This window comes from Curtobacterium oceanosedimentum (genome assembly GCF_020297365.1).
Classification (GTDB): Bacteria; Actinomycetota; Actinomycetes; order Actinomycetales; family Microbacteriaceae; genus Curtobacterium.
This window is the reverse complement of record NZ_JAIXIG010000002.1, coordinates 75169-98663: the sequence shown is the minus strand read 5'-3', so window position 1 is coordinate 98663 and position 23495 is coordinate 75169. Positions and strand designations below refer to the sequence as shown.

General features: G+C 72.2%; 23 protein-coding genes. 10 read left to right on the top strand and 13 right to left on the bottom strand.

Features of this window, described 5'->3' with window-relative positions; genetic code table 11:
- Positions 1 to 54 precede the first annotated feature (54 nt).
- Positions 55 to 1527, top strand: a complete 1473-nt coding sequence (locus tag LEL83_RS01310) for a DEAD/DEAH box helicase (RefSeq protein ID WP_225557456.1) — start codon at positions 55 to 57, stop codon at positions 1525 to 1527.
- A 153-nt stretch (positions 1528 to 1680) separates the two neighbouring features.
- Here the strand turns inward: LEL83_RS01310 and LEL83_RS01305 are convergent, their stop codons facing one another.
- The gene (locus tag LEL83_RS01305) at positions 1681 to 2553 is read right to left on the bottom strand and encodes a PHP domain-containing protein (protein ID WP_198657927.1); all 873 of its coding nucleotides are present in this window, start codon (positions 2551 to 2553) and stop codon (positions 1681 to 1683) included.
- Positions 2554 to 2621: 68 nt separating this feature from the next.
- Between LEL83_RS01305 and LEL83_RS01300 the strand changes: the two genes are divergently transcribed.
- Both LEL83_RS01300 and LEL83_RS01295 read left to right on the top strand, forming a co-directional pair.
- Positions 2622 to 4106 carry an aminopeptidase P family protein gene (locus LEL83_RS01300; RefSeq protein ID WP_225557455.1) on the top strand — a complete coding sequence of 495 codons (1485 nt, stop codon included), beginning with the start codon at positions 2622 to 2624 and terminating at the stop codon, positions 4104 to 4106.
- A gap of 9 nt (positions 4107 to 4115) precedes the next feature.
- The gene (locus tag LEL83_RS01295; protein WP_198657925.1) at positions 4116 to 4604 is read left to right on the top strand and encodes a GNAT family N-acetyltransferase; all 489 of its coding nucleotides are present in this window, start codon (positions 4116 to 4118) and stop codon (positions 4602 to 4604) included.
- Positions 4605 to 4741: 137 nt separating this feature from the next.
- Here LEL83_RS01295 and LEL83_RS01290 read toward each other — a convergent pair whose 3' ends face one another.
- Positions 4742 to 5797: a YflT domain-containing protein gene (locus LEL83_RS01290; RefSeq protein WP_225557454.1), complete on the bottom strand. Its 1056-nt coding sequence runs from the start codon at positions 5795 to 5797 to the stop codon at positions 4742 to 4744.
- 132 nt (positions 5798 to 5929) lie between these two features.
- Here LEL83_RS01290 and LEL83_RS01285 point away from each other — a divergent pair, with 132 nt between their 5' ends.
- The 5 genes from LEL83_RS01285 (at position 5930) to LEL83_RS01265 (ending at position 11292) form a co-directional block, all read left to right on the top strand.
- Positions 5930 to 7249, top strand: a complete 1320-nt coding sequence (locus LEL83_RS01285) for a magnesium transporter MgtE N-terminal domain-containing protein (protein WP_198657923.1) — start codon at positions 5930 to 5932, stop codon at positions 7247 to 7249.
- Positions 7250 to 7301: 52 nt separating this feature from the next.
- On the top strand, positions 7302 to 7802 hold the full coding sequence (locus LEL83_RS01280; RefSeq protein ID WP_225557504.1) for a DUF1003 domain-containing protein: 501 nt from the start codon (positions 7302 to 7304) through the stop codon (positions 7800 to 7802).
- Complete coding sequence (locus LEL83_RS01275) at positions 7795 to 8955, top strand: P-loop NTPase (RefSeq protein ID WP_225557453.1); 1161 nt, start codon at positions 7795 to 7797, stop codon at positions 8953 to 8955. The genes LEL83_RS01280 and LEL83_RS01275 overlap by 8 nt, the downstream gene beginning before the upstream one ends.
- Before the next feature lie 10 nt (positions 8956 to 8965).
- Positions 8966 to 9814, top strand: a complete 849-nt coding sequence (locus LEL83_RS01270; RefSeq protein WP_225557452.1) for a class I SAM-dependent methyltransferase — start codon at positions 8966 to 8968, stop codon at positions 9812 to 9814.
- 182 nt (positions 9815 to 9996) lie between these two features.
- Positions 9997 to 11292: a carbohydrate-binding protein gene (locus LEL83_RS01265; RefSeq protein WP_225557451.1), complete on the top strand. Its 1296-nt coding sequence runs from the start codon at positions 9997 to 9999 to the stop codon at positions 11290 to 11292.
- A 78-nt stretch (positions 11293 to 11370) separates the two neighbouring features.
- Here the strand turns inward: LEL83_RS01265 and LEL83_RS01260 are convergent, their stop codons facing one another.
- On the bottom strand, positions 11371 to 11769 hold the full coding sequence (locus tag LEL83_RS01260; protein WP_198657919.1) for a twin-arginine translocase TatA/TatE family subunit: 399 nt from the start codon (positions 11767 to 11769) through the stop codon (positions 11371 to 11373).
- Between the two features lie 34 nt (positions 11770 to 11803).
- On the opposite strand from LEL83_RS01260, the gene LEL83_RS01255 reads away from it, so the two are divergent.
- The gene (locus tag LEL83_RS01255) at positions 11804 to 12436 is read left to right on the top strand and encodes an O-methyltransferase (protein ID WP_198657918.1); all 633 of its coding nucleotides are present in this window, start codon (positions 11804 to 11806) and stop codon (positions 12434 to 12436) included.
- A 13-nt stretch (positions 12437 to 12449) separates the two neighbouring features.
- Here the strand turns inward: LEL83_RS01255 and LEL83_RS01250 are convergent, their stop codons facing one another.
- The 4 genes from LEL83_RS01250 to dapE form a co-directional block, all read right to left on the bottom strand.
- A complete protein-coding gene (locus tag LEL83_RS01250) occupies positions 12450 to 13169 on the bottom strand; it encodes an AAA family ATPase (RefSeq protein WP_225557450.1) in 720 nt (239 codons plus the stop codon).
- A 105-nt stretch (positions 13170 to 13274) separates the two neighbouring features.
- Complete coding sequence (locus tag LEL83_RS01245; protein ID WP_017887054.1) at positions 13275 to 13445, bottom strand: DUF3117 domain-containing protein; 171 nt, start codon at positions 13443 to 13445, stop codon at positions 13275 to 13277.
- 106 nt (positions 13446 to 13551) lie between these two features.
- Positions 13552 to 14796 (bottom strand): putative hexosyltransferase, encoded by a 1245-nt coding sequence (locus tag LEL83_RS01240; protein ID WP_225557449.1) that lies wholly within the window; start codon positions 14794 to 14796, stop codon positions 13552 to 13554.
- Complete coding sequence (gene dapE, locus LEL83_RS01235) at positions 14781 to 15863, bottom strand: succinyl-diaminopimelate desuccinylase (protein WP_225557448.1); 1083 nt, start codon at positions 15861 to 15863, stop codon at positions 14781 to 14783. Before dapE ends, LEL83_RS01240 begins: the two co-directional genes overlap by 16 nt.
- Before the next feature lie 111 nt (positions 15864 to 15974).
- On the opposite strand from dapE, the gene dapD reads away from it, so the two are divergent.
- Complete coding sequence (gene dapD / locus LEL83_RS01230; RefSeq protein WP_225557447.1) at positions 15975 to 16940, top strand: 2,3,4,5-tetrahydropyridine-2,6-dicarboxylate N-succinyltransferase; 966 nt, start codon at positions 15975 to 15977, stop codon at positions 16938 to 16940.
- Positions 16941 to 17317: 377 nt separating this feature from the next.
- Here dapD and LEL83_RS01225 read toward each other — a convergent pair whose 3' ends face one another.
- The 6 genes from LEL83_RS01225 to LEL83_RS01200 all read right to left on the bottom strand — a co-directional run bounded on the left by LEL83_RS01225 (position 17318) and on the right by LEL83_RS01200 (position 23399).
- Positions 17318 to 18616: a citrate synthase gene (locus LEL83_RS01225; RefSeq protein WP_198658609.1), complete on the bottom strand. Its 1299-nt coding sequence runs from the start codon at positions 18614 to 18616 to the stop codon at positions 17318 to 17320.
- A gap of 176 nt (positions 18617 to 18792) precedes the next feature.
- Complete coding sequence (gene dapC / locus LEL83_RS01220; RefSeq protein ID WP_225557446.1) at positions 18793 to 19911, bottom strand: succinyldiaminopimelate transaminase; 1119 nt, start codon at positions 19909 to 19911, stop codon at positions 18793 to 18795.
- 14 nt (positions 19912 to 19925) lie between these two features.
- Entirely contained in the window at positions 19926 to 20243 is a 318-nt protein-coding gene (fdxA, locus tag LEL83_RS01215; RefSeq protein WP_225557445.1) for a ferredoxin, read from the bottom strand.
- 34 nt (positions 20244 to 20277) lie between these two features.
- On the bottom strand, positions 20278 to 21462 hold the full coding sequence (locus LEL83_RS01210) for a PIG-L family deacetylase (RefSeq protein ID WP_225557444.1): 1185 nt from the start codon (positions 21460 to 21462) through the stop codon (positions 20278 to 20280).
- Positions 21463 to 21480: 18 nt separating this feature from the next.
- Positions 21481 to 22041, bottom strand: a complete 561-nt coding sequence (locus tag LEL83_RS01205) for a hypothetical protein (RefSeq protein WP_225557443.1) — start codon at positions 22039 to 22041, stop codon at positions 21481 to 21483.
- 164 nt (positions 22042 to 22205) lie between these two features.
- The gene (locus LEL83_RS01200) at positions 22206 to 23399 is read right to left on the bottom strand and encodes an amidohydrolase (protein ID WP_225557442.1); all 1194 of its coding nucleotides are present in this window, start codon (positions 23397 to 23399) and stop codon (positions 22206 to 22208) included.
- Positions 23400 to 23495 lie beyond the last annotated feature (96 nt).

Genomic DNA, 23495 nt, shown 5'->3' with positions numbered 1-23495 from the left:
GCACGCGCCCGTCGGTAGACTGGCCCGGACTTCCACCAGAACTAAGGTGATCCTTTGACTTTCGCAGAACTCTCCATCGAGCAGGACATCGTCGACGCGCTCGCGACGAAGGGCATCCACGAGCCCTTCCCGATCCAGCAGCAGACGATCCCGCTCGCCCTCACCGGCCAGGACATCATCGGTCAGGCCAAGACGGGTACCGGCAAGACCTTCGGGTTCGGCCTGCCCCTCATCCAGCGCCTCGGTGCCGACCCGGAGCCCGGTGTGAAGGCGCTCGTCGTCGTCCCGACGCGCGAACTCGCGGTCCAGGTCACCGAGGACCTCGAACTCGCGACCTCGAACCGTCCGACGACCATCGTGTCGATCTACGGCGGCAAGGCGTACGAGGGGCAGATCGAGCAGCTGAAGGCGGGCGCCCAGATCGTCGTGGGCACGCCGGGTCGACTCATCGACCTCCAGCGCCAGCGCCTGCTCGACCTGTCCCACGTGCAGGAGGTCGTGCTCGACGAGGCCGACCGCATGCTCGACCTCGGGTTCCTGTCCGACATCGAGCGCATCTTCCAGGCCGTCCCGGACGTCCGGCACACGATGCTGTTCTCGGCGACGATGCCCGCGCCGATCGTCGCGCTCGCCCGCCGGTTCATGAGCCGTCCGGTGCACATCCGGGCGACCGACCCGGACGAGGGCCTCATGCAGGCCAACATCAAGCACGTCATCTACCGCGCGCACTCGCTCGACAAGGACGAGGTCATCGCCCGCATCCTGCAGGCCGAGGGCCGCGGCAAGACCGTGATCTTCACGCGCACCAAGCGTGCGGCGGCGAAGCTGGTCGAGGAGCTCAAGGACCGCGGGTTCAACGCCGCTGCGGTGCACGGTGACCTCAACCAGGAGCAGCGCGAGCGCGCGATGGCCGCGTTCAAGGCGGGCAAGCGCGACGTCCTCATCGCCACCGACGTCGCGGCCCGCGGCATCGACGTCGACGACGTCACGCACGTGATCAACCACACGATCCCGGACGACCCGGACACCTACCTGCACCGCGCCGGCCGCACCGGCCGTGCGGGCAAGACCGGCATCGCGGTGACGTTCGTCGACTGGGACGACCTGCACAAGTGGACGCTGATCGACAAGGCCCTGGAGTTCGGCATCCCCGAGCCCGTCGAGACCTACTCGTCGTCGCCCCACCTGTTCGAGGAGCTCGACATCCCGAAGGGCACCAAGGGTCGCCTGCCCGGCGCCTCGTCCCACGCCGCGTCCGCCGGCGCCCCCGAGAAGCGCAGCAGCGACCGGCCCGCCGGCGGCTCGCGTGACGCGTCGCGCTCACGGTCGCGCAGCCGCACCCGGTCGGGAGGCTCGGAGCAGCCCGCCGCGTCGGCACCGGCGTCCGAGTCGGTCGCCACCACCGAGGACGGCACGACCACCGACGGCGCCGCGAAGCGTCGCCGTCGTCGCCGCCGCCGCGGGGCCGGCACCGGGGACGCCTCGGCGACCGCCTCGTCGCCGCAGGGCACGTCGGACGGCGAGTAGCGCCTCCAGGCCGGAGGGTCCGTCGCTGACGCGACGGGCCCTTCGTCGTTCCGCCCCGCGAACCGCGCCCGCACGATCCGCGCTGGACGACACCGCACGGTCTCGCGCGTCCGCGAACCGTCGCTGCGCGCGAAGCGGCGACGGCGACCGGTGTCAGGCCAGGCGGGAACCGGCGCCGACCACGGGAGCGCTGCCGGTGGCCTCGGACAGGATGGCGTCGAAGGCGACGCGCGCGGTGCGGTGTTCGCCGAGCCGGTTCGGCTTGCCGGTGCCGTGGTAGTCGCTCGACCCCGTGACGAACAGGCCGTAGCGCGTCGCCCAGTCGAGCAGCGTGCGCTTGCCGTGGGCGAGGTTCTCGCGGTGGTCGACCTCGAGCCCGCCGAGCCCGGCGTCGACCAGGTCGCGGAGCATCGGCTCGTCGATCACGATCCCGCGGGACGACGCCGCGGGGTGGGCGATGACGGGGACGCCGCCTGCCTGCCGGATGAGCTCCACGCCGCGCAGGGGCGACGGTGCGTCGTGCGGTTCGTAGTAGCCGGAAGCGGGGTGCAGGATGCCCCGGAAGGCTGCCGACCGGTCGGACTCGAGCCCGCGGGCGACGAGCGCGTCGGCGATGTGCGGCCGGCCGATCGTGGCACCGGGGCTCGACTGTGCCAGGACGTCGGCCCAGGTGATCGGGTGGTCCTCGCCGATGCGGTCGACCATGCGGTGCGCGCGGGACATCCGCCCCTCGCGGATGCGTGCCGTCTCCTCGACCAGGCCGGGGTGCTCCGGGTCGACCAGGTAGCCGAGGACGTGCACGCTGCGGTAGCCCACCCGCGTGCTCAGCTCGAGCCCGGGGAGCAGGGTCAGCGGCAGCGATCGTGCGGCTCCGGCGGCGTCCGACCAGCCCGCGGTCGTGTCGTGGTCGGTGAGCGCGACGGCGTCGAGGCCGGCGGCCGCGGCCGCTCGGACGAGCTCCGCGGGTCGCTCGGTGCCGTCGGAGACACTCGAGTGCGCGTGCAGGTCGATGAACGGGTCGGGCACGCGACCATGCTATCCACAGGTGGGCCGCCCGACCGGCCGGGGTCAGCGGGCGGTGCGATGATGGACGCATGGCCGACACGACTCCCCGCGCGACGAGCAACCGATCCACGACCCCCGGGTCCTCGACCTTCAAGGACTTCATCGGGTCGCAGTGGGCCGACCGTGCCGAGGAGCAGCCCGCTCCCCGCGAGCAGGCCGCCTTCGCCGCGGAGCGTCGCGCCCGCATCTCGGAGCTGCACCCGGGCCGCACCATCGTCGTCCCCGCCGGACAGGCCAAGGTGCGCTCGAACGACTGCGACTACCCGTTCCGCCCGCACTCCACGTTCGCGCACCTGACCGGCTGGGGCACCGACACGGTCGTCGGCTCCGTGCTCGTGATGACGCCGAACGGCTCCGGACACGACGCCACGCTGTACTTCCGCGCCACCGCCGGCCGCGACTCCGAGGAGTTCTACGCGAACCCCGAGATCGGCGAGTTCTGGGTCGGCCCCCGCCCCTCGCTCGACGCCGTCGCCGCCGACCTCGGTCTCGCCACGGCCGACCTCGGGGCGTTCGCCGCCGTCGCCGACACGCTCGACGCCTCGGCCCTGCTCGTACGCGAGGCCGACGACGACCTCACCCGCTCGCTCGACGCGCGCATCGGCACCGCGGTCGGTGGTGCCGACGAGACCGACGGTGCCCCGGCGACCGACGACCTGCTCGCCCGCGACCTGTCCGAGCTGCGGCTCGTGAAGGACGCGTACGAGGTCCGTGAGCTCCGCAAGGCCGTCGACGCCACGAAGCACGGGTTCGACGACGTCATCGCCGACTTCGACGCCGTCCTCGCCCACCCGCGCGGCGAGCGCATCGTCGAGGGCACCTTCAACCGACGGGCCCGCGCCGACGGCAACACCGTGGGCTACGACACCATCGCGGCCTCGGGCCACCACGCCTGCATCCTGCACTGGACCCGCAACGACGGCGCCGTGCAGCCCGGTGACCTCATCCTGATCGACGCCGGGGTCGAGGTCGACTCGTTCTACACGGCCGACATCACCCGCACCCTGCCGATCAGCGGGACGTTCTCGCCCGTGCAGCGCATGGTCTACGAGGCCGTGCTCGAGGCAGCCGACGCCGCGTTCGCGATCGTCAAGCCGGGCATCACCTTCCGCCAGGTGCACGCCACGGCCATGGAGGTCATCGCCCGCAAGACCGCCGAGTGGGGGTTCCTGCCGGTCTCCGCCGAGGAGTCCCTCGAGCCCGACAACCAGTTCCACCGCCGCTACATGGTCCACGGCACGAGCCACCACCTCGGCCTCGACGTGCACGACTGCGCCAAGGCCCGCCGCGAGATGTACCTCGACGGCGTCGTGCAGCCCGGCATGGTCTTCACGATCGAGCCCGGCCTGTACTTCCAGCAGGACGACCTGACCGTGCCGGAGGAGTTCCGCGGCATCGGTGTCCGGATCGAGGACGACATCCTGGTGACCGAGGACGGCGCCGAGAACCTGTCGGTCGGCATCCCCCGGACCCCCTCGGAAGTGGAGGGGTGGATCGCCCGGTCGGGCCGCTAGCCTGAGCGGGTGACGACGCCCGAGGTCTCCCCCAGCACGAACGCGAACACCTTCTCGATCGAGGTCGAGCACTTCGACTCCCCCGATGCGCAGCGCCTGCGGACGGCGCAACGCCTGGAGATCGACCGGGCGTACGGCGGCGACACCGAACCGGGTGAGAAGCCGACCGCCGACTCGATCGCGGTGTTCTTCGTCGCGCGCAACGAGGCCGGAACGCCCCTCGCCTGCGGGGGGCTGCGGATCATCGACGACGGGATCGCCGAGATCAAGCGGATGTACGTCCGTCCGGAGTCGCGTGGCTCGGGCGTCGCGGCGGCGGTGCTCCGTCGGCTCGAAGAGGCCGCGCTCGACCTCGGGTCACCGGCGCTCGTGCTCGAGACCGGCACGGAGCAGAAGCGCGCCGTGGGCTTCTACCAGCGTGAGGGCTTCCGCCGCATCGCGAACTTCGGCCCGTACGTCGGGGCACCGCTGTCGGTCTGCTACTCGAAGATCCTGTAGCCGCCCGCGCCAGCGCCCGCGTCAGGCGCCCCGCGCCCGCGCCGGGCGCCGCGCGCCGACGAGATCGCACTCCGCCCCGGTCCAGCAGATGTGGACCGGGGCGAAGTGCGATCTCACCGAACTGCGGCAGCGGCCCGTCAGCCCCGGGCACCGTCCTCGGGACGCTCCGGGTCCGACTCCGGCGGCGTCGCACCGGGCACCCGCTCGCCGTACTGCGGCGGGTCGGAGGGACGACGCTGCGGGACGGCCGGAGCGTCGGGTGCGGGCGTCGCCGCAGGGTCCTGCCCGTACCGGGGTCCGTCGTTCGTGCCGTAGCGCGGCGGCTCGGTCGGACGGTGCTGCGGCGTGGTCGAGGCATCGGGGGCGGGAGCGGCGGCCGGGTCCTGGCCGTAGCGCGGCCCGTCGTTCGTGCCGTACCGCGGCCCGTCGTTCGTGCCGTACCGGGGCGCGCCCTGGTCCCCGCCTTGCTGCGGGCCGGGACCCGGCGTGCCGGACTGCTGCGGGCCTCCAGGCTGCTGGTGGGGCGTGGCGTGGCCACCGTACGGCGGCTGCTGCGGCGGGACCCCACCGGGGCCCGGACGCCACGGCTGCTGCCCGGGCGCACCGGGGCCGGAACCACCGGGGCCGAACCCACCCTGGCCGGGACCACCCGGGCCGCGCCCACCGGGGCCACCCTGCTGCCCGTCGTTCCAGTGCGTCGACGGCGTCGCGCCGTGCTGGCCGAGGATCCGCTGCGCCTGCCCGGTCAGCTGCGGGTTGACGACGATCTGGTAGGTCGTGGCGAGCACCTGGTGCACGCTCGTGAAGTCGCGCTGCCGCTTCGTGATCGCGAACGACACGATGCCGTAGAGCATGCCGAAGGCGGCACCGATGATGGCGGCGGCGAAGAACAGCCCGCCGGCCTGGGGCGAGAACAGGGTGAGCACGATGCCGAAGAAGAACCCGAGCCAGAGACCGGACAGCGCGCCGGCGATCGCGGCACGGCCGTAGGTCATCTTGCCGGTGACCCGCTCGACGGTCTTCAGGTCGTTGCCCACGATCGAGAGCTGGTTGACCGGGAAGTCCGCCTCGGCCAACTTCGCCACGACGCGCTGCGCGTCGGGGTAGGTGTCGTACGTTCCGAGGACGTCACCCTTGGGCAGCGTCGGGAACGCCTGGGCGGTCCTGCCCGCGAAGGGGCTCTGATTGCTCACACAGCCACTATCCACCGCACACCTTGCGATCGCACGTGCGCTCTCCGGGAAGCCGCCCACCGATCGGCGCCGTCCACGAGCAACCGGCCGGCGGGGGCGAACGCCCACACCCGAGCGACTACGCTGGGTCGGGTGAGCGCCACGAAGGTCTTCGTCGCCCGCCTCGCCGGGTGCTCCGTCTTCGACCCCGCGGGCGACCGCGTCGGCAGGGTCCGGGACGTCCTGGTCGTCTACCGCCGGGCCGATCCCCCGCACGTCGTCGGGCTCATCGTCGAGGTGCCGGGCAAGCGCCGCATCTTCGTGAGCATCGGCCGGATCACCTCGATCGGCGCCGGGCAGGTCATCACGACCGGCCTGGTGAACATGCGCCGCTTCGAGCAGCGCGGCGGCGAGGTCCGCGTCATCGCCGAGATGCTCGGTCGCAAGGTGCTCATCAAGAACCAGCGGATCCGCGCCACCATCGAGGACGTCGCGATCGAGGACCGCGGGCAGGGCGACTGGGAGGTCGCGCAGCTCTTCCTCCGCAAGCCGAAGACCACGCCGTCGCCGTTCGGCAAGGGCCCGACGACCTTCGCGACCTGGAACGAGGTCACCGAGGACGAGCTCCCCGGCGAGGCGCAGTCGGCCGAGCACGTCATCGCCGCCTACTCCGACCTGCTGCCCGCCGACCTCGCGTCGACGCTGCTCGACCTGCCCGCCGAGCGCCGGTTCGAGGTCGCTGAGGAACTGCCCGACGACCGCCTCGCCGACGTGCTCGAGGAGATGCCCGACCACGAGCGCATCGAGATCCTCACCCGCCTCGACGACGCCCGCGCCGCCGACGTGCTCGACCAGATGCAGCCGGACGACGCCGCCGACGTCCTGGCGCAGTTCTCGGACGAACGTTCCGAGGCCCTCCTGCAGCTCATGGAGCCGGAGGAGGCGCAGGACGTCCGCATGCTCCTGGAGTACGAGCCGGACACCGCCGGTGGGCTCATGACCACCGAGCCGGTGATCGTCTCGGCCGACGCGACCGTGGCCGAGGGCCTCGCCCTGGTGCGTCGGCACGAGCTCGCCCCGGTGCTCGGCGCCGCGGTGTGCGTGACCCTGCCGCCGTACGAGCCGCCGACCGGCCGCTTCCTGGGGCTCGTGCACTTCCAGCGCATGCTCCGCTACCCGCCGAACGAACGGCTCGGCACCCTCATCGACCAGCAGACCGAGCCGGTCCGCGTCGATGCGAGTGCCGCCGAGGTCACCCGCATCATGGCGACCTACAACCTGCTGTCCGTCCCCGTGGTCGACGACGCCCACCGTCTCGTCGGGGTGGTGACGATCGACGACGTCCTCGACCACGTCCTGCCCGACGACTGGCGAAGTCAGGGCGAGGGGGAACCCTCACCACTCCCACGCCAACGCCAACGCAGGACTCCCGTGACGACGGGAAGGAGGACCACCCGTGGCACGAACGGATGAGAACCGCCGCGAGCGGGACCGCCAGGAGGTCCGACTCGACTCCCCCAAGGGCATGCGCACGCGCGTGCTCCCCACCCGCCGACGCGGTCGTGGTGACACCTTCGGCCGGGCGACCGAGGGCATCGCGCGTGCGATGGGCACGCCGTGGTTCCTGGTCGGCCTGACCCTGTTCTGCGTGGTGTGGATGGGCTACAACACGCTGGCCCCCAAGCCGTGGCAGTTCGACTCGGCGGCGATCGGCTTCACCGCCCTCACCCTGGTGCTGTCGCTGCAGGCCTCGTACGCGGCGCCGCTCATCCTGCTCGCGCAGAACCGGCAGGACGACCGCGACCGCGTGCAGTTCGAGCAGGACCGGCAGCGCGCCGAGCGCAACCTGGCGGACACCGAGTACCTGGCCCGCGAGGTCGTGGCGCTGCGGCTGGCGATGCGTGACATGGCGTCGAAGGACTTCATCCGGGCCGAGCTCCGCTCCCTGCTCGAGGAGATCGACCGGCGCGACGCGTCCGACGCCGCCTACGGCGACGAGTCGGGGGCGACGAACGCCCGTGGCTGACGCCGTCCCCACCGACGAGCAGCTGGGCACGGCGGTCCTCGCCGCGCTCGGCCGCGTCATCGACCCCGAGATCCGTCGGCCCGTCACGGAGCTCGACATGATCCGTGGTGTCGACGTGCAGCCGGGAGGCTCGGTGCGCGTCGACCTGCAGCTCACGATCGTGGGGTGCCCCGCCGCCGACACCATCGAGCGCGACGTGCGCGTCGCCGCCGGTTCGGTCGCGGGGGTCTCGACCGTCGCGGTCGACGTCTCGGTGATGGACCCGGCGACCCGTGCCGCGCTCACCGACCGGCTGCGCGCCGGCCGGCCGCAGGGCGTGCAGTTCACCGCGGACTCGCTCACCCGCGTCATCGCCGTCACGAGCGGCAAGGGCGGCGTCGGCAAGTCCACCGTCACCGTGAACCTCGCCGTGGCCCTCGCCCGCCGCGGTCTGCGGGTCGGGGTCGTCGACGTCGACGTGCACGGCTTCAGCGTGCCCGGGCTGATGGGCCTGACCGACGAGCACGGGGTCGCGCCCCGTCCGACCCGGGTGGACAGCATGATCCTGCCCCCGGTGGCGCACGACGTGAAGGTCGTGTCGATCGGCATGTTCGTCGACGACGTCTCGACCGCGGTCTCGTGGCGCGGTCCGATGCTGCACCGCACGGTGAACCAGTTCCTGACGGACGTGTTCTTCGGCGACCTCGACGTGCTGCTCCTCGACCTGCCCCCTGGCACCGGCGACGTGGCGATCTCCGTCGGCCAGCTGCTCCCCCACGCCGAGGTCCTGGTGGTCACGACACCCCAGACCGCCGCGGCCGACGTCGCCGAGCGGAGCGGGATCGTCGCGCGCCAGACCGGCCAACGGGTGATCGGCGTGGTCGAGAACATGGCGGGACTCGTGCAGCCCGACGGCTCGGTCCTGCACCTGTTCGGCGAGGGCGGTGGCGCCGAGACCGCGGCGCGGCTGTCCCGCGGCCAGGACGCCCCCGTGCCGGTGCTCGGCAGCGTGCCGCTGTCGGTGCCGCTCCGACAGGGCGGTGACGCGGGGGTGCCGGTGGTGCTCGGCGCCCCGGAGGACCCGTCCGCCGTGGCCCTCAGCGCGATCGCCGACCGCATCACCACGATGGGCCGCGGACTCGCCGGCCGGAAGCTCGGGTTGTCGCTGTCCTAGGCTCGGGGTCATGAGCACGGATCACGTCGACGTCGACTGGGACCAGGCCCGCGACACCAACCGCGCGAACTGGGACGACCGCGTCCCGATCCACGAGGGTGCGTACGCCGTCGACGCACTGTCCGACCCCGACCACCGCTCGGACGTCGTGCGCGAGGACCTGCCGGCGCTCACGACCTGGCTGCCCGGCGCGTCCCTCGCCGGGCTCGACGTCTGTCACCTGCAGTGCCACATCGGCACCGACACGGTGTCCCTGGCGCGGGAGGGCGCTCGCCTGACGGGCGTCGACTTCTCCCCCGCCGCACTCGCGTCGGCCGCCGGGCTCGCGGCGCGCCTCGGGCTCGACGTCACCTGGGTCGAGACGGACGTCCTCGATGCCCGGGCCGCGGTCACCGGCGACTTCGACGTCGTCTACACGAGCATCGGCACGATCTGCTGGCTGCCGGACCTGGACCGCTGGGCTGCGCAGGTCGCCGGCCTGCTGCGCCCCGGCGGGGTGTTCTTCATCCGCGACGGTCACCCGGCGATGTACGGCCTGGACGAGGACGCCGACGAGCTCGTCACCCGATACCGGTACTTCCCGGACGGCACGGCACAGCAGTGGGTCGGCGACGGCACCTACGTCGGCGAGGGCACGGTGGCGAACACCCGGACGTTCGAGTGGCCGCACCCGCTCTCCGAGATCGTGAACGCCCTGCTCGGAGCCGGGCTGCGGCTCCGGCGACTCGACGAGGGACGGACCCTGCCGTGGCGGTTCAGCCCGCGCATGCAGGAGACCGGCGACGGATCGTGGGCGTGGCCCGAGCCGGACCGCGACCGGGTGCCGACCACCTACACGATCGTCGCGACGCGGGACTGACCGCGCTTCCGGGCACTCCCTCGGCTGGGAGAGCCCCGGAACGCGATGCTGTGCGTTCGTTCATGGACAGGTCGTTCCACCGCGGCGCATGATGCAAGGGCATTCCACAAGGCTCTTGCGGAATCAGGCGCAAGAGCTCCACCCGCCGGACGACGACGTCCGGCCGAGGACAGGAGAACCGTGTGAACAGGAACACCCGAGTGCGGACGGGCCTCGTGGCCGCCGTCATCGCGGCCGTCGTGGGCGGCACGATCGCCGCCGCCCCGGCGGTGGCCGCGACCCCCGCGTGCGCGTCCGCCTGGAACGCCGGCACCGCCTACAACGGCGGCGCGACCGTGAGCGAGAACGGCTCGAACTACCGGGCGAACTGGTGGACCCAGGGCGACGACCCCGCGACCCACTCCGGTGCCACCGGGAGCGGGCAGCCGTGGACGTCGACCGGCGCGTGCACCGGCGGCGGCACGGGCGGTGGGACGACACCTCCGGGCGGCGGCACGACGACCCCCGGCAACGGCAGCACGGGGACCGCGAGCGGGCTGGTCTTCAGCCCGTACAAGGACATCACCGTGAACCTCGACTGGAACACGAACGTGATGAACACGGCGGTCACCGGCACCCGTATCCCGGTCGTCGGCTCGAGCAACAGCCTGGTCTCGACGCGGGAGCCCGGTCTCGAGGCCATCACCCTCGCCTTCGCCACCGGCACCTGCGGCAGCGAGAACTGGGGCGGGGTGGCCGCCGACGCGTTCGCCAGCGCGAACATCGCGAAGCTCGATGCCGCCGGCGTGGACTACATCATCAGCACCGGTGGCGCAGCCGGCTCCTTCAAGTGCTCCGGCACGGCGCTGCAGTCCTTCATCGCCCGCTACGCCTCCCCGCACATGATCGGTGTCGACTTCGACATCGAAAGCGGGCAGTCCGCAGCGGACGTGCAGAACCTGGTGAGCGCCGCAGCACTCGCCCAGGCGAAGTACCCGGGCCTGCGCTTCTCGTTCACCCTCGCCACCCTGGCCGCCTCGGACGGCTCGTTCGGCGGGCTGAACAGCACCGGTGACGCCACCGTCAAGGCGATCAAGGCGTCGACCCTGACGAACTACACGATCAACCTCATGACGATGGACTTCGGCCGGGCGAGCGCCGCGAACTGCGTGCTCTCCGGGTCGACCTGCCAGATGGGGCAGTCCACGATCCAGGCGGTGACGAACCTGCAGCACACCTACGGGATCGTGTCCTCGAAGATCGAGGTCACGCCGATGATCGGTGTGAACGACACCCAGGACGAGGTCTTCACCCTCGCCGACGTCGACACCGTGGCCGCCTACGCGAAGTCGCACGGCCTCGCCGGCGTCCACACCTGGTCCCTCGACCGCGACACCCCGTGCCCGGCACCGCAGAGCACGGCGTCGCCGACGTGCAACTCCGTGACGGGGTCGACGCCGCTCGCGTGGACCGACCGGTTCCTGGCGGCGCTGCGGTAGGCCCGCGCCGGACGGACGGGAGGCCCGGTGCCAGCTGGCACCGGGCCTCCCGTCCGTCCCGCGGTCACGTGACGGACGTCAGGTCGCCTCGGAGTCGAAGGGCGCGGCCTCGCCGGCGGCGAGGGGCACGACCGGCGCGGTCGCCCGCACCTTGGACGCCGTGACCTGTGCCGTCTGCACGGCAGCGGCGCTCGTGCCGGAGTCCAGGAGCGCGTCACGGATGATGCGACGCGGATCGTACTGACGCGGATCGAGCTTCTGCCACTCGATGTCGTCGAACTCGGGACCCATCTCCTCGCGCATGCGGTCCTTCGCCGTGTCGGCGAACCGACGGACCGCCTTGACGAACTCGGCCAGCTTCTGGGCGTACGTGGGCAGACGCTGCGGCCCGAGCAAGAGGACGCCGATGATCCCGATGATCAGGATCTTGTCGAGCGGGATGTCCACGCAAGCGAGCCTAACCCGTGCGGAGGGCATGCACCCCTAGAGTTGTCTCCCGAACGGAGTGTGCGTGTCAGAGAAAGAGTCGAACTGGAAGTTCGCCGAGGACATCGTCTCGGAGACCGAGGCGATCGCCCGGGCTCGTGAGCACTCCCTGGAACTCGGGGTCGAAGCCGTCTCCCCTGCCGTCGGCGCGCAGATCGGCGTCATCGCCGCCGCGTCCCGTGCCACGAGCATCATCGAGATCGGCACCGGTCTGGGCGTCTCCGGGCTGTACCTGCTCGGCGGGGCCCCCGATGCCACCCTGACGACGATCGACATCGAGGTCGACCACCAGCAGTCCGCCCGCGACGCCTTCATCAGCGCCGGCACCGCCCCCGCACGGGTCCGACTCATCCCCGGCCGGGCGAACCAGGTGCTGCCGCGGATGAACGAGGCGTCGTACGACGTCGTGCTCGTGGACGCCGATCCCGAGCACGTGATCGAGTACGTCGAGCACGGCCTCCGACTGGCCCGTCTGGGCGGCACGGTCCTGGTGCCGCACGCCCTGTGGCGCGGACGTGTGGCGGACCCGGTCAAGCGCGACCGGGCGACGTCGGACTTCCGACTGCTGCTCACCGAGGTCTCGACGTCGGGCGCGGTGCGCAGCGCGCTGTCGCCGGCCGGTGACGGCCTGCTGCAGCTGACGAAGGTCACCGACTAGCGCTCGACGCGGGTCAGCGGAGGTGCCGGAGGTACCGCTCCGGCGACTCGAGGAACGCGCGCTGGTTCCGCACCAGGTCGAGGTCGCTCCACGCGGTGCGTCGCAGCCCCCACTCGCCGACCTCGTGGATCTCGGCGCCGGGGAACGCCGCGAGCACGGGCGAGTGCGTCGAGAGCACGACCTGGCCGACGCCCGTGTCGACGATGGCCTGCAGGAGCCCGAGGAGCGCCAGGCAACCGGAGAACGACAGCGCCGACTCCGGCTCGTCGAGGATCCAGAGCCCGGGCCACTGCGACCGGTGGATCACGAAGTCCAGGAACGACTCCCCGTGGCTGCGCTCGTGGAGCAGCGGCTCGGCGCCACCCGGGTGTTCCTCGAGGTAGGTGAACACCCCGTGCATCGTCTCGGCCCGCAGGAAGAAGCCGGACCGGACGGCGCCGGGCTCACGGTGCAGCGCGATGTGCTCCCAGAGCGGGGACTCGCTGGGGCGGGTGCTGTGTCCGGACTTCGTCGAGCCGCCCTCGGGGCCCATGCCGAACGCCAGCGCCAGCGCTTCGACCAGGGTCGACTTGCCGACACCGTTCTCGCCGACCAGCACCGTCACCGGGGCGAGGTCGATCCCGTCGTCGAGCAGCTGCCGCACGGGCGCGAGGGTCGCGGGCCAGGCGTCACGGGGCATCGGATCGGGCGCGTACTCCTCGACGCGGCGGATCGGCAGTCTCGTCCTCGGCACGGCCCCATCCTGCCGGAGCCGACCGACACCGCTCGTCCGCCCGCGCACAGACGGGAGGCCCGGAGCGTACACGCTCCGGGCCTCCCGTTCTGGTGCTTCGACGTACTAGGCCGAGACGACCTCGGCGAGTGCGTCGTGGAGTTCCTTGGCCTCGGCATCGTTGACCGAGACGACCAGGCGGCCTCCACCTTCGAGCGGAACCCGCACGATGATGAGTCGACCCTCCTTAACAGCCTCCATCGGCCCGTCACCGGTCCTCGGCTTCATGGCTGCCATCAGATGTCCCCTTTCGTGCAGTAAATGCAGCCCCATTATCCAGTACGGAGGGGGCAACTGCGAAACCGCCCAGGTTGGGGGTGTCGGATCGGCCCGGCGACGGGCATCACGGCGGGGTCCAGTCGTAGCCGTCCACCCACCACGTCGACGACAGCCAGACCCACTGCAGTCCGACGAACGCGACGACGACGGCCACGCGGTAGACCCACGACCGCGGCAGGGCGACGATGCCGAGCAGCGGTGCGATCGGCACGAGGATGCGCCAGGTGCTCGACTGCGGGAAGAACACCGCGAGCAGGTACACCAGGTACGCGACGCCCCAGAGCCGGAGCTCGATCCCGATCCGTCGCGCCGCGGGCATGCACACGAACGCGCCGAAGCCCGCGAGCACGATCACGAGCAGGACGGTCCCGCCCGGCTGCCCGAACCACCACCCGAACCCCTGCACCCACGGTGTGAAGGGCACGAGCTCCTTCCAGCCGATGTACGACGACCGCCAGGCGAGCTCGGTGTCGGTGTAGGCGGTCACCACCCCGGTGACGGCCCAGGCGATCGCCGGCCAGGCCAGGCCGACCAGCCCGGACACCACGGCCACCACCGCTGGCGGGACGAGCCGGCGCAGGGTGAGCGGCTCGGTCGAGCGCACCCAGGCCGGCCGGATCGCCCAGGCGCCGACGAAGAGCACCACGAGGAACGCGAAGGCGAGCCCGGTCGGACGGGTCATCCCGAGCAGGAGCACCACCGGCAGCATCGCCCACCACCGTCGGTCGACCATGAGCAGGAGCGCGACGAGCAGCAGGAGCAGCCCCATCGACTCGGCGTAGGCCACCTGGAACATCGCGGACACCGGCGCGACGCAGAACAGCACCGTGGCGAACGTCGCGCGTGCCGGGTCGAGGAACCGGCCCATCAGCCTCCGGAACACGAGCGCTGCACCCCAGCCCGCGAGCAGTGAGACCGACACGGCCACCAGCTCGAAGGACGCGCCCGTGAGCAGCATGAGCCCGCGCACGGTGAACGGGTAGGCGGGCATGAAGGCCCAGGCGTTCTCGGTGACGTGCCCCGCCGGGTCGATCGGCAGGGTCGACGGGTACCCGCTCGTCGCGATGACGCGGTACCAGGCGCCGTCCCAGATCGAGGCGAACGACAGGTACCCGGGGCGCTGCACGGTGAACGAGTTCGCCGCCTGCACCCGCGCGAAGGCCAGCAGCATCAGGCCCGTGAGGACCCGGGCGAGCACGTAGACGACGGTGATCCGCACCCACCACGGCACCACGCGGTAGCGGGCGCGCCAGCGGTTCCGAGCAGGGGTGCTCCGCGTGCCCCCCGCCGTCGTCAGGCCGTCAGCCACCGACGGAGGCCGGCCTCGACCGCGGTGATCTGCTCGACCGGGACCTGCTCGTCGTCGTGGTGGGCGAACACCGGTTCGCCGGGGCCGTAGTTCACCGCGGGGACGCCGAGTGCCGAGAAGCGGGCGACGTCGGTCCAGCCGTACTTCGGGCGGGGAGCCGGGCCGCCGACGGCTGCGACGAAGTCCTGCGCGAGCGGGGCGTCGAGACCGGGACGGGCACCGGCGGCCAGGTCGACGATCATCACGTCGTACCCGTCGAACAGCTCGCGGATGTGGGCGACGGCCTCGTCGGCCGACCGCGACGGGGCGAACCGGTAGTTCACGTGCACCATCGCCTCGTTGGGGATGATGTTGCCCGCGATGCCGCCGCTGATGCCGACCGCGTTCAGACCCTCGCGGTACTCGAGCCCGTCCACCGTGACGGTCCGGGGCTCGTACGCGGCCAGGGTGGCGAGGATCGGGGCCGTCTTGTGGATCGCGTTGTCGCCGATCCAGCTGCGGGCGCTGTGCGAGCGCTTGCCGAACGTGCGGACCTCGGCGCGCAGGTTGCCGTTGCAGCCACCCTCGATCTGGGCGCCGGAGGGCTCCCCCAGGATCGCGAAGTCGGCGGCGAGCAGCTCGGGCCGCGTGCGGGCCAGGCGGCCGAGCCCGTTCAGGGCGTCGCTGACCTCCTCGTGGTCGTACCAGACCCACGTGACGTCGACGCTCGGCTCGGCGAGGTCGTACGCGAGCTTGAGCTGCACCGCGCAGCCGGCCTTCATGTCGACGGTGCCGCGGCCCCAGAGGATCTCGGTGCCGTCCTCGGCGGTGCGGAACTCGGTGGGCAGGTTGTCGTTGAGCGGCACGGTGTCGATGTGCCCGGCGATCACCACCCGGCGGTCGCGGCCCAGGTTCGTGCGGGCGACGATCGCGTCGCCGTCGCGGATCACCTCGAGGTGCGGCAGCGGCGCGAGCACGGCCTCGATCGCGTCGGCGAGGGCCTGTTCGTTGCCGGACACCGATTCGATGTCGCAGATGGCACGGGTGATGTCGATGGACGAGGCGGTGAGGTCGAGCTGCTCCGGCATGCGGGCAGCCTACCGGCCGCCCCTCGACGGCCCCCGCCCGTCGAGCCACGGTGGTCCACGGCCCGTCCGACCGGACGGTGCTCGGACCGTGCGCCTCGGTAGCCTGGTGCCGTGACCGACTCGACTGCAACCGACCGCCCGACCCACGCCTGGGGCCACGGCCTCGCGACGATCGCCGCCGACGGCACGGTGCTCGACACCTGGTACCCGGAGACGCACCTCGGACCGCTGCCGGTCGACGCCGTGTTCCCCGCTGAGCTGCAGGCGCACGTCGGTGACGACCCCCGCCGTGAGGTCCGGATCGAGGCGGTCACCACCGAGATCGCGATCGACGCCGCCCCGGCGAGCACGCCGGACGCCTACCTGCGCCTGCACCTGCTGAGCCACCTGCACGTGCGGCCGAACACGATCAGCCTGGACGGCGTCTTCGCCCACCTGCCGATCGTCGCGTGGACGAACGCCGGCCCCGTGCACCCCGACGCCCTGACGCGCCTGCGCCCCCAGCTGCAGCGCGCCGGCATCGCCGTGCACGCGATCGACAAGTTCCCCCGACTGGTCGACTACGTCGTGCCGGACCGCGTCCGCATCGGCGACGCGAACCGGGTCCGCCTCGGCGCACACCTCGCGCCGGGCACGACGGTCATGCACGAGGGCTTCGTGAACTTCAACGCCGGCACCCTCGGCGACGCCATGATCGAGGGCCGCGTCTCGCAGGGCGTCGTCGTCGGGCACGGCACCGACATCGGCGGGGGTGCCTCGATCATGGGCACGCTGTCCGGCGGCGGCACCCACCGCGTCTCCCTCGGGGAGCGCGCGCTCCTCGGGGCGAACGCGGGCCTCGGCATCTCGCTCGGTGACGACTCCGTCATCGAGGCCGGGCTCTACGTCACCGCCGGCACGAAGGTCGTCCTGGTCGGCGCCGCACCGAACCCCGACGGCACCCCGAGGACCGTCAAGGCCGCCGAGCTCTCCGGCACCCCGAACGTCCTGTTCCGCCGCAACAGCGTGAGCGGCGCGGTCGAGGCCCTGCAGCGCGCGGGCGAGGGCATCCAGCTCAACACGGCGCTGCACGCGTAGCGCGTCGCCCTGCCCCGCGAGCGGTCACGACACGTCGTCCGCGTGCGCCGAGGGCGCACGAACCGTCGCCGCGGCACCCGCCGGTCGACCGTTCCCGACCACTCGGCGGAGGTGAGCGGCGCGTCCCGCCGCGCCGCGCCGATCGACGCACGCACGGGAGGCCCGGTGCCGGTCCACGAGACCGCCGCCGGGCCTCCAGGCCGCCGCGTCCAGAGCCCGCCCCCGCGAGCGGTCACGACACGTCGTCCGCGTGCGCCGAGGGCGCACGAACCGTCGCTCCGGCACCCGCCGGTCGACCGTCCGCGACCACTCGGCGGAGGTGAGCGGCGCGTCCCGCCGCGCCTCCCCGCCGGCACCAAGCGCGACGCCGCCGAGCGTCAGCGCGCGGGGACGTCGCGCTCGGGCGCACCCACGTACAGCTGCTGCGGGCGACCGATCTTGTTGAGCGGGTCGTTGTTCAGCTCGCGCCACTGGGCGATCCAGCCGGGCAGGCGACCGATCGCGAACAGCACCGTGAACATGCGCGGCGGGAAGCCCATCGCCTTGTAGATGATGCCCGTGTAGAAGTCGACGTTCGGGTAGAGCTTGCGGCTGACGAAGTACTCGTCCTCGAGCGCGATCTGCTCCAGCTCCATCGCGATGTCGAGCAGGTCGTCCTGCACGCCCAGGGAGTCCAGGACCTCGTGCGCGGACTCCTTGACGAGCTTGGCGCGCGGGTCGTAGTTCTTGTAGACCCGGTGGCCGAAGCCCATGAGCTTGACGCCCTGCTCCTTGTTCTTCACCCGCTCGACGAAGCGCGACACGGGCTCGCCGGAGTCCTTGATCTGCTGCAGCATCTCGAGCACGGCCTCGTTCGCGCCGCCGTGCAGCGGGCCGTACAGGGCGTTGATGCCGGCCGAGATCGACGCGAACATGTTCGCCTTCGTCGACCCGACCATGCGGACGGTCGACGTCGACGCGTTCTGCTCGTGGTCCTCGTGCAGGATGAGCAGCCGCTCGAGGGCCTTCGAGAGCACCGGGTTCGGCTGGTAGGTCTCGGCCATGGTGCCGAAGTTCAGGCGCAGGAAGTTGTCGACGAACGACAGCGAGTTGTCCGGGTACAGGAACGCCTGGCCGATGGCCTTCTTGTGCGCGTACGCGGCGATGACCGGCAGCTTGGCGAGCAGCCGGACGGTCTGCAGCTCGACCTTCTCCGGGTCGTCGACGTCCATGTCGTCCTCGTAGTACGTCGACAGTGCGCTCACGGCGCTCGACAGGACGGACATCGGGTGCGCGGAGTGCGGCAGGGCGTCGAACAGACGACGGAGGTCCTCGTGCAGCAGGGTGTGCCGCCGGATGCGCGCGTCGAACTGCTCGAGCTCCGTCGGCGTCGGCAGCTCGCCGTAGATCAGGAGCCAGGCGACCTCGAGGAAGGTGCAGTTCGCGGCGATCTGATCGATCGGGTACCCGCGGTACCGCAGGATCCCCTGGTCGCCGTCGATGTAGGTGATGGCGCTCTTCGTCGCCCCGGTGTTCACGAAGCCGTAGTCGAGCGTGTTCATCCCGGTCTGCTTCTTGAACGTCGAGATGTCGATCGCGGACGCCCCGTCGACGCTCGGCAGGATCGGGAACTCTGCACTGCCACCGGGGAACGTCAGCGTCGCGGTCTCGCCCTGCTGCTCGGCAGCGGGGCTCACGGGGACGGGCGTGGTGGGCGGTGTGGCCGTCTTCTGAGCGTCGTTGGCAGTGTCAGTCACGAGGACAGCCTAATCGCGGCCCATGTCGCTCGTGCACACATCCGTGGTCACGGATTCGTGGGAACCGCGGATTGCGCGCGCCGCCGGAGCCTGCCTGGAGGCGCGGTGCCGGTCCGTCAGACGCCGTTCACGCGGCGTCCACTCGCCAGACGCTGCGCGGCCGCCGCGATCCGTTCGTCGGTCGCCGTGAGCGCCACGCGCACGTGCTCGGCCCCCGCTGCACCGTAGAACGTGCCCGGGGCGACGAGGATCCCGCGGTCGGCGAGCCAGTCGACGGTGTCGAGCGCGGGTTCGCCGCGGGTCGCCCAGAGGTACAGCCCGGCCTCACTGTGGTCGACCCGGAAGCCCGCACCCTCGAGTGCCCGTCGGAGCATGTTCCGCCGGGCCCGGTACCGCGCCTTCTGCTGCTGCACGTGGGAGTCGTCCTCGAGCGCGACGACCATCGCCTGCTGCACGGGCAGCGGCGGCATCAGCCCCGCGTGCTTCCGGACCGTCAGGACGTCGGCCAGGATCGCGGCGTCACCGGCGACGAACGCGGCCCGGTACCCCGCGAGGTTCGACTGCTTCGACAGCGAGTACACGCTGAGGACCCCGTCGAACGAGTCGCCGACGACCCGGGGGTCGAGGACGGTCGGCGTCGGCGTGGTGGCGTAGGCGTCGTCCCAGCCGAGTTCGGCGTAGCACTCGTCGCCGACGATGACGGCGCCGAGCTCGCGCGCCCGGGCGACGGCGATGCGGAGCTCCTCGACCGACAGCACGCGGCCGTCCGGGTTGCCCGGGGAGTTCAGCCAGACGAGCTTCGTGGTCTCGGGCCAGGCGGCCGGGTCGTCGGAGGCCAGGGCATCCGCGCCGACCAGGGCGGCACCGAGCTCGTACGTCGGGTACGCGGCCGCCGGGAACACCACGGTGTCGCCGCGGCCGATGCCGAGCCAGAGCGCGAGCCCCGCGATGAACTCCTTCGAGCCGATCGTCGGCAGGGTGTTCGCCTCGGTCAGCGCGACGCCGTGCCGGCGGCCGTACCAGTCCGCGATGGCCTGGCGCAGGGCGGGGGTGCCGGCGACCTGCGGGTAGGCGTGCGCGTCGGTCGCCTCGGCCAGCGCGGTGCGGACGACCTCGGGCGTGGGGTCGACGGGCGAGCCGACGCTCAGGTCGACGATGCCGCCCTCGTGCGCCGCCGCGCGCTGTTTGAAGGGGACGAGCTGGTCCCAGGGGAAGTCCGGCAGGTCGAGCGCCACGGTGCTGACCGGCTTCAGGCGCGCGGGGGCTCGGCCATGACGACCGGGTGGTCCTTGTGGATCACACCGACCTTCGCGGCACCGCCGGGCGAGCCGACCTCCTGGAAGAACTCGACGTTCGCCTTGTAGTAGTCGGCCCACTCGTCGGGCAGGTCGTCCTCGTAGTAGATGGCCTCGACGGGGCACACCGGCTCGCACGCACCGCAGTCGACGCACTCGTCGGGGTGGATGTAGAGCGACCGGTCGCCCTCGTAGATGCAGTCGACGGGGCATTCGTCGATGCAGGCGCGGTCCTTGACGTCGACACAGGGCTGGGCGATCACGTAGGTCACGTTCGGGTGCTCCCTTCGACGAGCGGGTCCGAGTCTACCCGCGGCCCGCTGTCGGTCGGGACCGCACTCCCGACAGGTCCGGCCAGGCGAGCACCAGGGCCGCGATCACCGCGGGGGCGAAGGTCCAGACGTACCCCGCGGCGTTGGCGAGGACGAGCGGCGAACCGGCACCGCCCACCGACACGAGCGTCTGCGTCGCGACGAGGATCCCGATGCCCGCCGCCGCGACCATCGCGCGCGACCGGTACACCAGCCTCAGGCCCACGGTCAGCCCGAGCACGATCAGGGTGGTGAGCACCAGCCCGACCGGGAACGAGCCGAGCGTCTGCTGGTGGGTCACCGTGCCGAGCGCGCCGGCGACCAGGCCGAGCAGCAGCGACACGACCACCGCGGCGACCTTGCCCTGGCCGGTCATGTCGGCGTACGTCTGCGGGGCGGGCAGTTGCGCCTCGGCGTCGTGCCGGAACGCCTCGACCGCGGGCGCCTGCTGCCGGACGCCGTGCGGCATCACCCACGACAGCGCGCTCGGGTCGGTCGGGTCGGCGGGATCGACGGCCACCTGGGAGCGGTACTGCTCGATCGCGGCCCGCACCTTCGCCCGGACCGGCAGCACGTCGACGGTCACGTCCGCCTGGCCGCCGTCCGGGTCCACGATCATCGAGAACGCGACCTCCTCGGCGCGTGCGGCGTACCGGGCCGCGTGGTGCATCCGCACGTGGTCGGGGTGGCCGTAGCCGCCGTCGTCGGCGTAGCTCACCACGGCGTCGGCGCCGGTGGAACGGATCGCGGCCCGGACATCGTCGACGACCTCGCCGAGGTCGGCCGCGGTGAGCGAGTCGACCGGGGCGTCGTCCGCCGCGGTGGCGCGGCCGTCCGGCCCCCACTGCATGCCGGAGTCGACGTAGCGCCGCTCGGGCAGGTCGGTCGGTCGGGCCCCGCGCCCGCCGAGCCACAGGTGCTGCGGGCCGCCGAGGGCCGCGAGTGCAGCCGCGATCTCGGTCTCCCGGTGCCGGGCGACACGGGCGCCGTCGCCGGCCAGCGGGGCGAGCTGCGGGGTGAGCATCTCACCGCGCTCGCCACGGGTCGCGGTGAGCACCGTCACCTCGGCGCCGAGCTCGAGCAGGGTGGCGATCGTCCCGCCCGACGCGAGCGTCTCGTCGTCGGGGTGGGCGTGCACGAACAGGACGCGCTCGGGGCGGGAGACGGGGGCCTTCGACATCGTCTCCAGGGTACGGGACTAGCGGGGCGTGACGATGTAGGTCGCCGTCACGGAGCCCGAGCCGCCGCCGCTGTCCTGGTTCTCCGAGAACGTCAGCACCACGCGGTACCCGTCGCTCCGGAACATGCCGAACGCGCTCGACCCGTCCGCACGCTTCGCCGACTCGGTGTACCCGGCGTCCGTCAGCTGCTGCGCGGCCGTGGCGAAGTCGTCGACGGAGCCGGCCCGGACCTGCACGACCCAGCCGGACCCGTTCGGCCCCGCTCCCCCGCCGAGCACGGTGCCGTCGACGAGCGGGACGGCAGCGGACGGGAAGCCCTCCGGCACCACGCCGTCCGAGGTGACGTCCGCGCCCTCGAGCGCCGTGTCGAGCGCGCCGTCGATGCCGCCCGCGACCGAGGACATGCCGTCCTGGATCGCCTTGCCGTCGATGCCGGCGACGCCGTCGGCCACGTCCGAGGCGACGGAGGACCCGAGGTCGGTGGCCTGCTGCACGGCCTCGGACGAGCAACCGGTGAGTCCGGCCAGGGCGATGCCGGCAGCGACGGCGGCGATCAGCGGGGTACGGAGGGAACGCATGGCGCGACCGTAACGGACCAGCCGGGAGGCCCGGCGCGAGTTGGCTGTGAACGTCCCGTCCCCGGGACGGTCACGTGCGGGGCGGGGCCGCCCCGAGCCTCCCCACCGGCACGGCCGCCGCGCCGCGGGCGCGTCGCGACGGAACCGGCGGCGTGGGTCCCCTGTCAGGCGACGTAGGCGCGCGTCGCGGCGACCAGCGCGTCGACGCCGACCGGGATCGCCGTCTCGGCCTGCGGTGCGTAGAACGGCGAGTGGTTGCTCGGGATCTCCTCGCCGCGGCGGAAGCGCTCCGGGTCGGTGATGCCGGTGAACCAGTAGACGAGCGGGGCGCCGGCGGCGGTGGCGAGCTGGCCGACGTCCTCCGACGCCATGGCCAGCCCGATCTCCAGGTCGCGGGCACCCGGCACGTCGGCGCGGATGGCGTCGAGCACCGTCGCGGCCGCGTCGGCGTCGTTCACGGTGACCTCGGCGCCCGGCGCGCGGACGATCGTCGGCTCCGCCAACCCGCCGGCGGTGCTCTCGGCACGGACGATGCGCTCGATCGAGGCGATGATGCGCTGCCGGGTCTCCTCGTTGCGGGCCCGGGTCGAGATCTCGATGACCGCGGTGTCCGGGATGATGTTCGCGCGCGTGCCGGCGTGGAAGCTGCCCACCGTCACGACCCCGGCGTCGCTCGGCGAGACCTCGCGTGCGACGACGGTCTGCAGCCGCACGACGGCCGACGCCGCGGTGACGATCGGGTCGAGGGACGCCTGCGGGGCGGAACCGTGCGCGCCACGGCCGTTGAAGGTCACGGTCAACCGGTCGCTCGACGCCATCACGGGGCCGGTGCCCACGGCGACGATGCCGACCGGGGCCGGTGCGGAGTGCTGGCCGAGCACGACGTCCGGCTTCGGGAACCGCTCGACCAGGCCGTCCTCGACCATGGCGCGCGCGCCGGAGATGACCTCCTCGGCGGGCTGGAAGACGGCGACGACCGTGCCGTGCCAGTCCCCCGTCGTCGCGACGAGGCGCTCCAGCGTGCCGAGCAACCACGTCACGTGGATGTCGTGCCCGCAGGCGTGCATCGTCGGCACGTCCTTGCCCTCGTCGTCGGTGCCGGTGTGCTCGCTGGCGTACGACAGACCGGTGCGCTCCTGCACCGGCAGGCCGTCCATGTCGGCACGGAGCCAGACCACGGGGCCCTCGCCGTTCGACACGACACCGACGACGCCGGTGCCACCGACGCCCGTCGTCACCTCGATCCCACCGATCTCGGCGAGCTTCGCAGCGATGACACCGGCGGTGCGGTGCTCCTGGAAGCCGAGCTCCGGGTGGGCGTGCAGGTCCTGGTAGATCGAGAGCAGGTCGAGAGTCACGCAGACCACGGTACAACCGCCGACGGCCCGACCACCTGCTGCAGGTGACCGGGCCGTCGGACGGAGGACGGGCCTCCGCGGGTGTCGCGTGTGCTG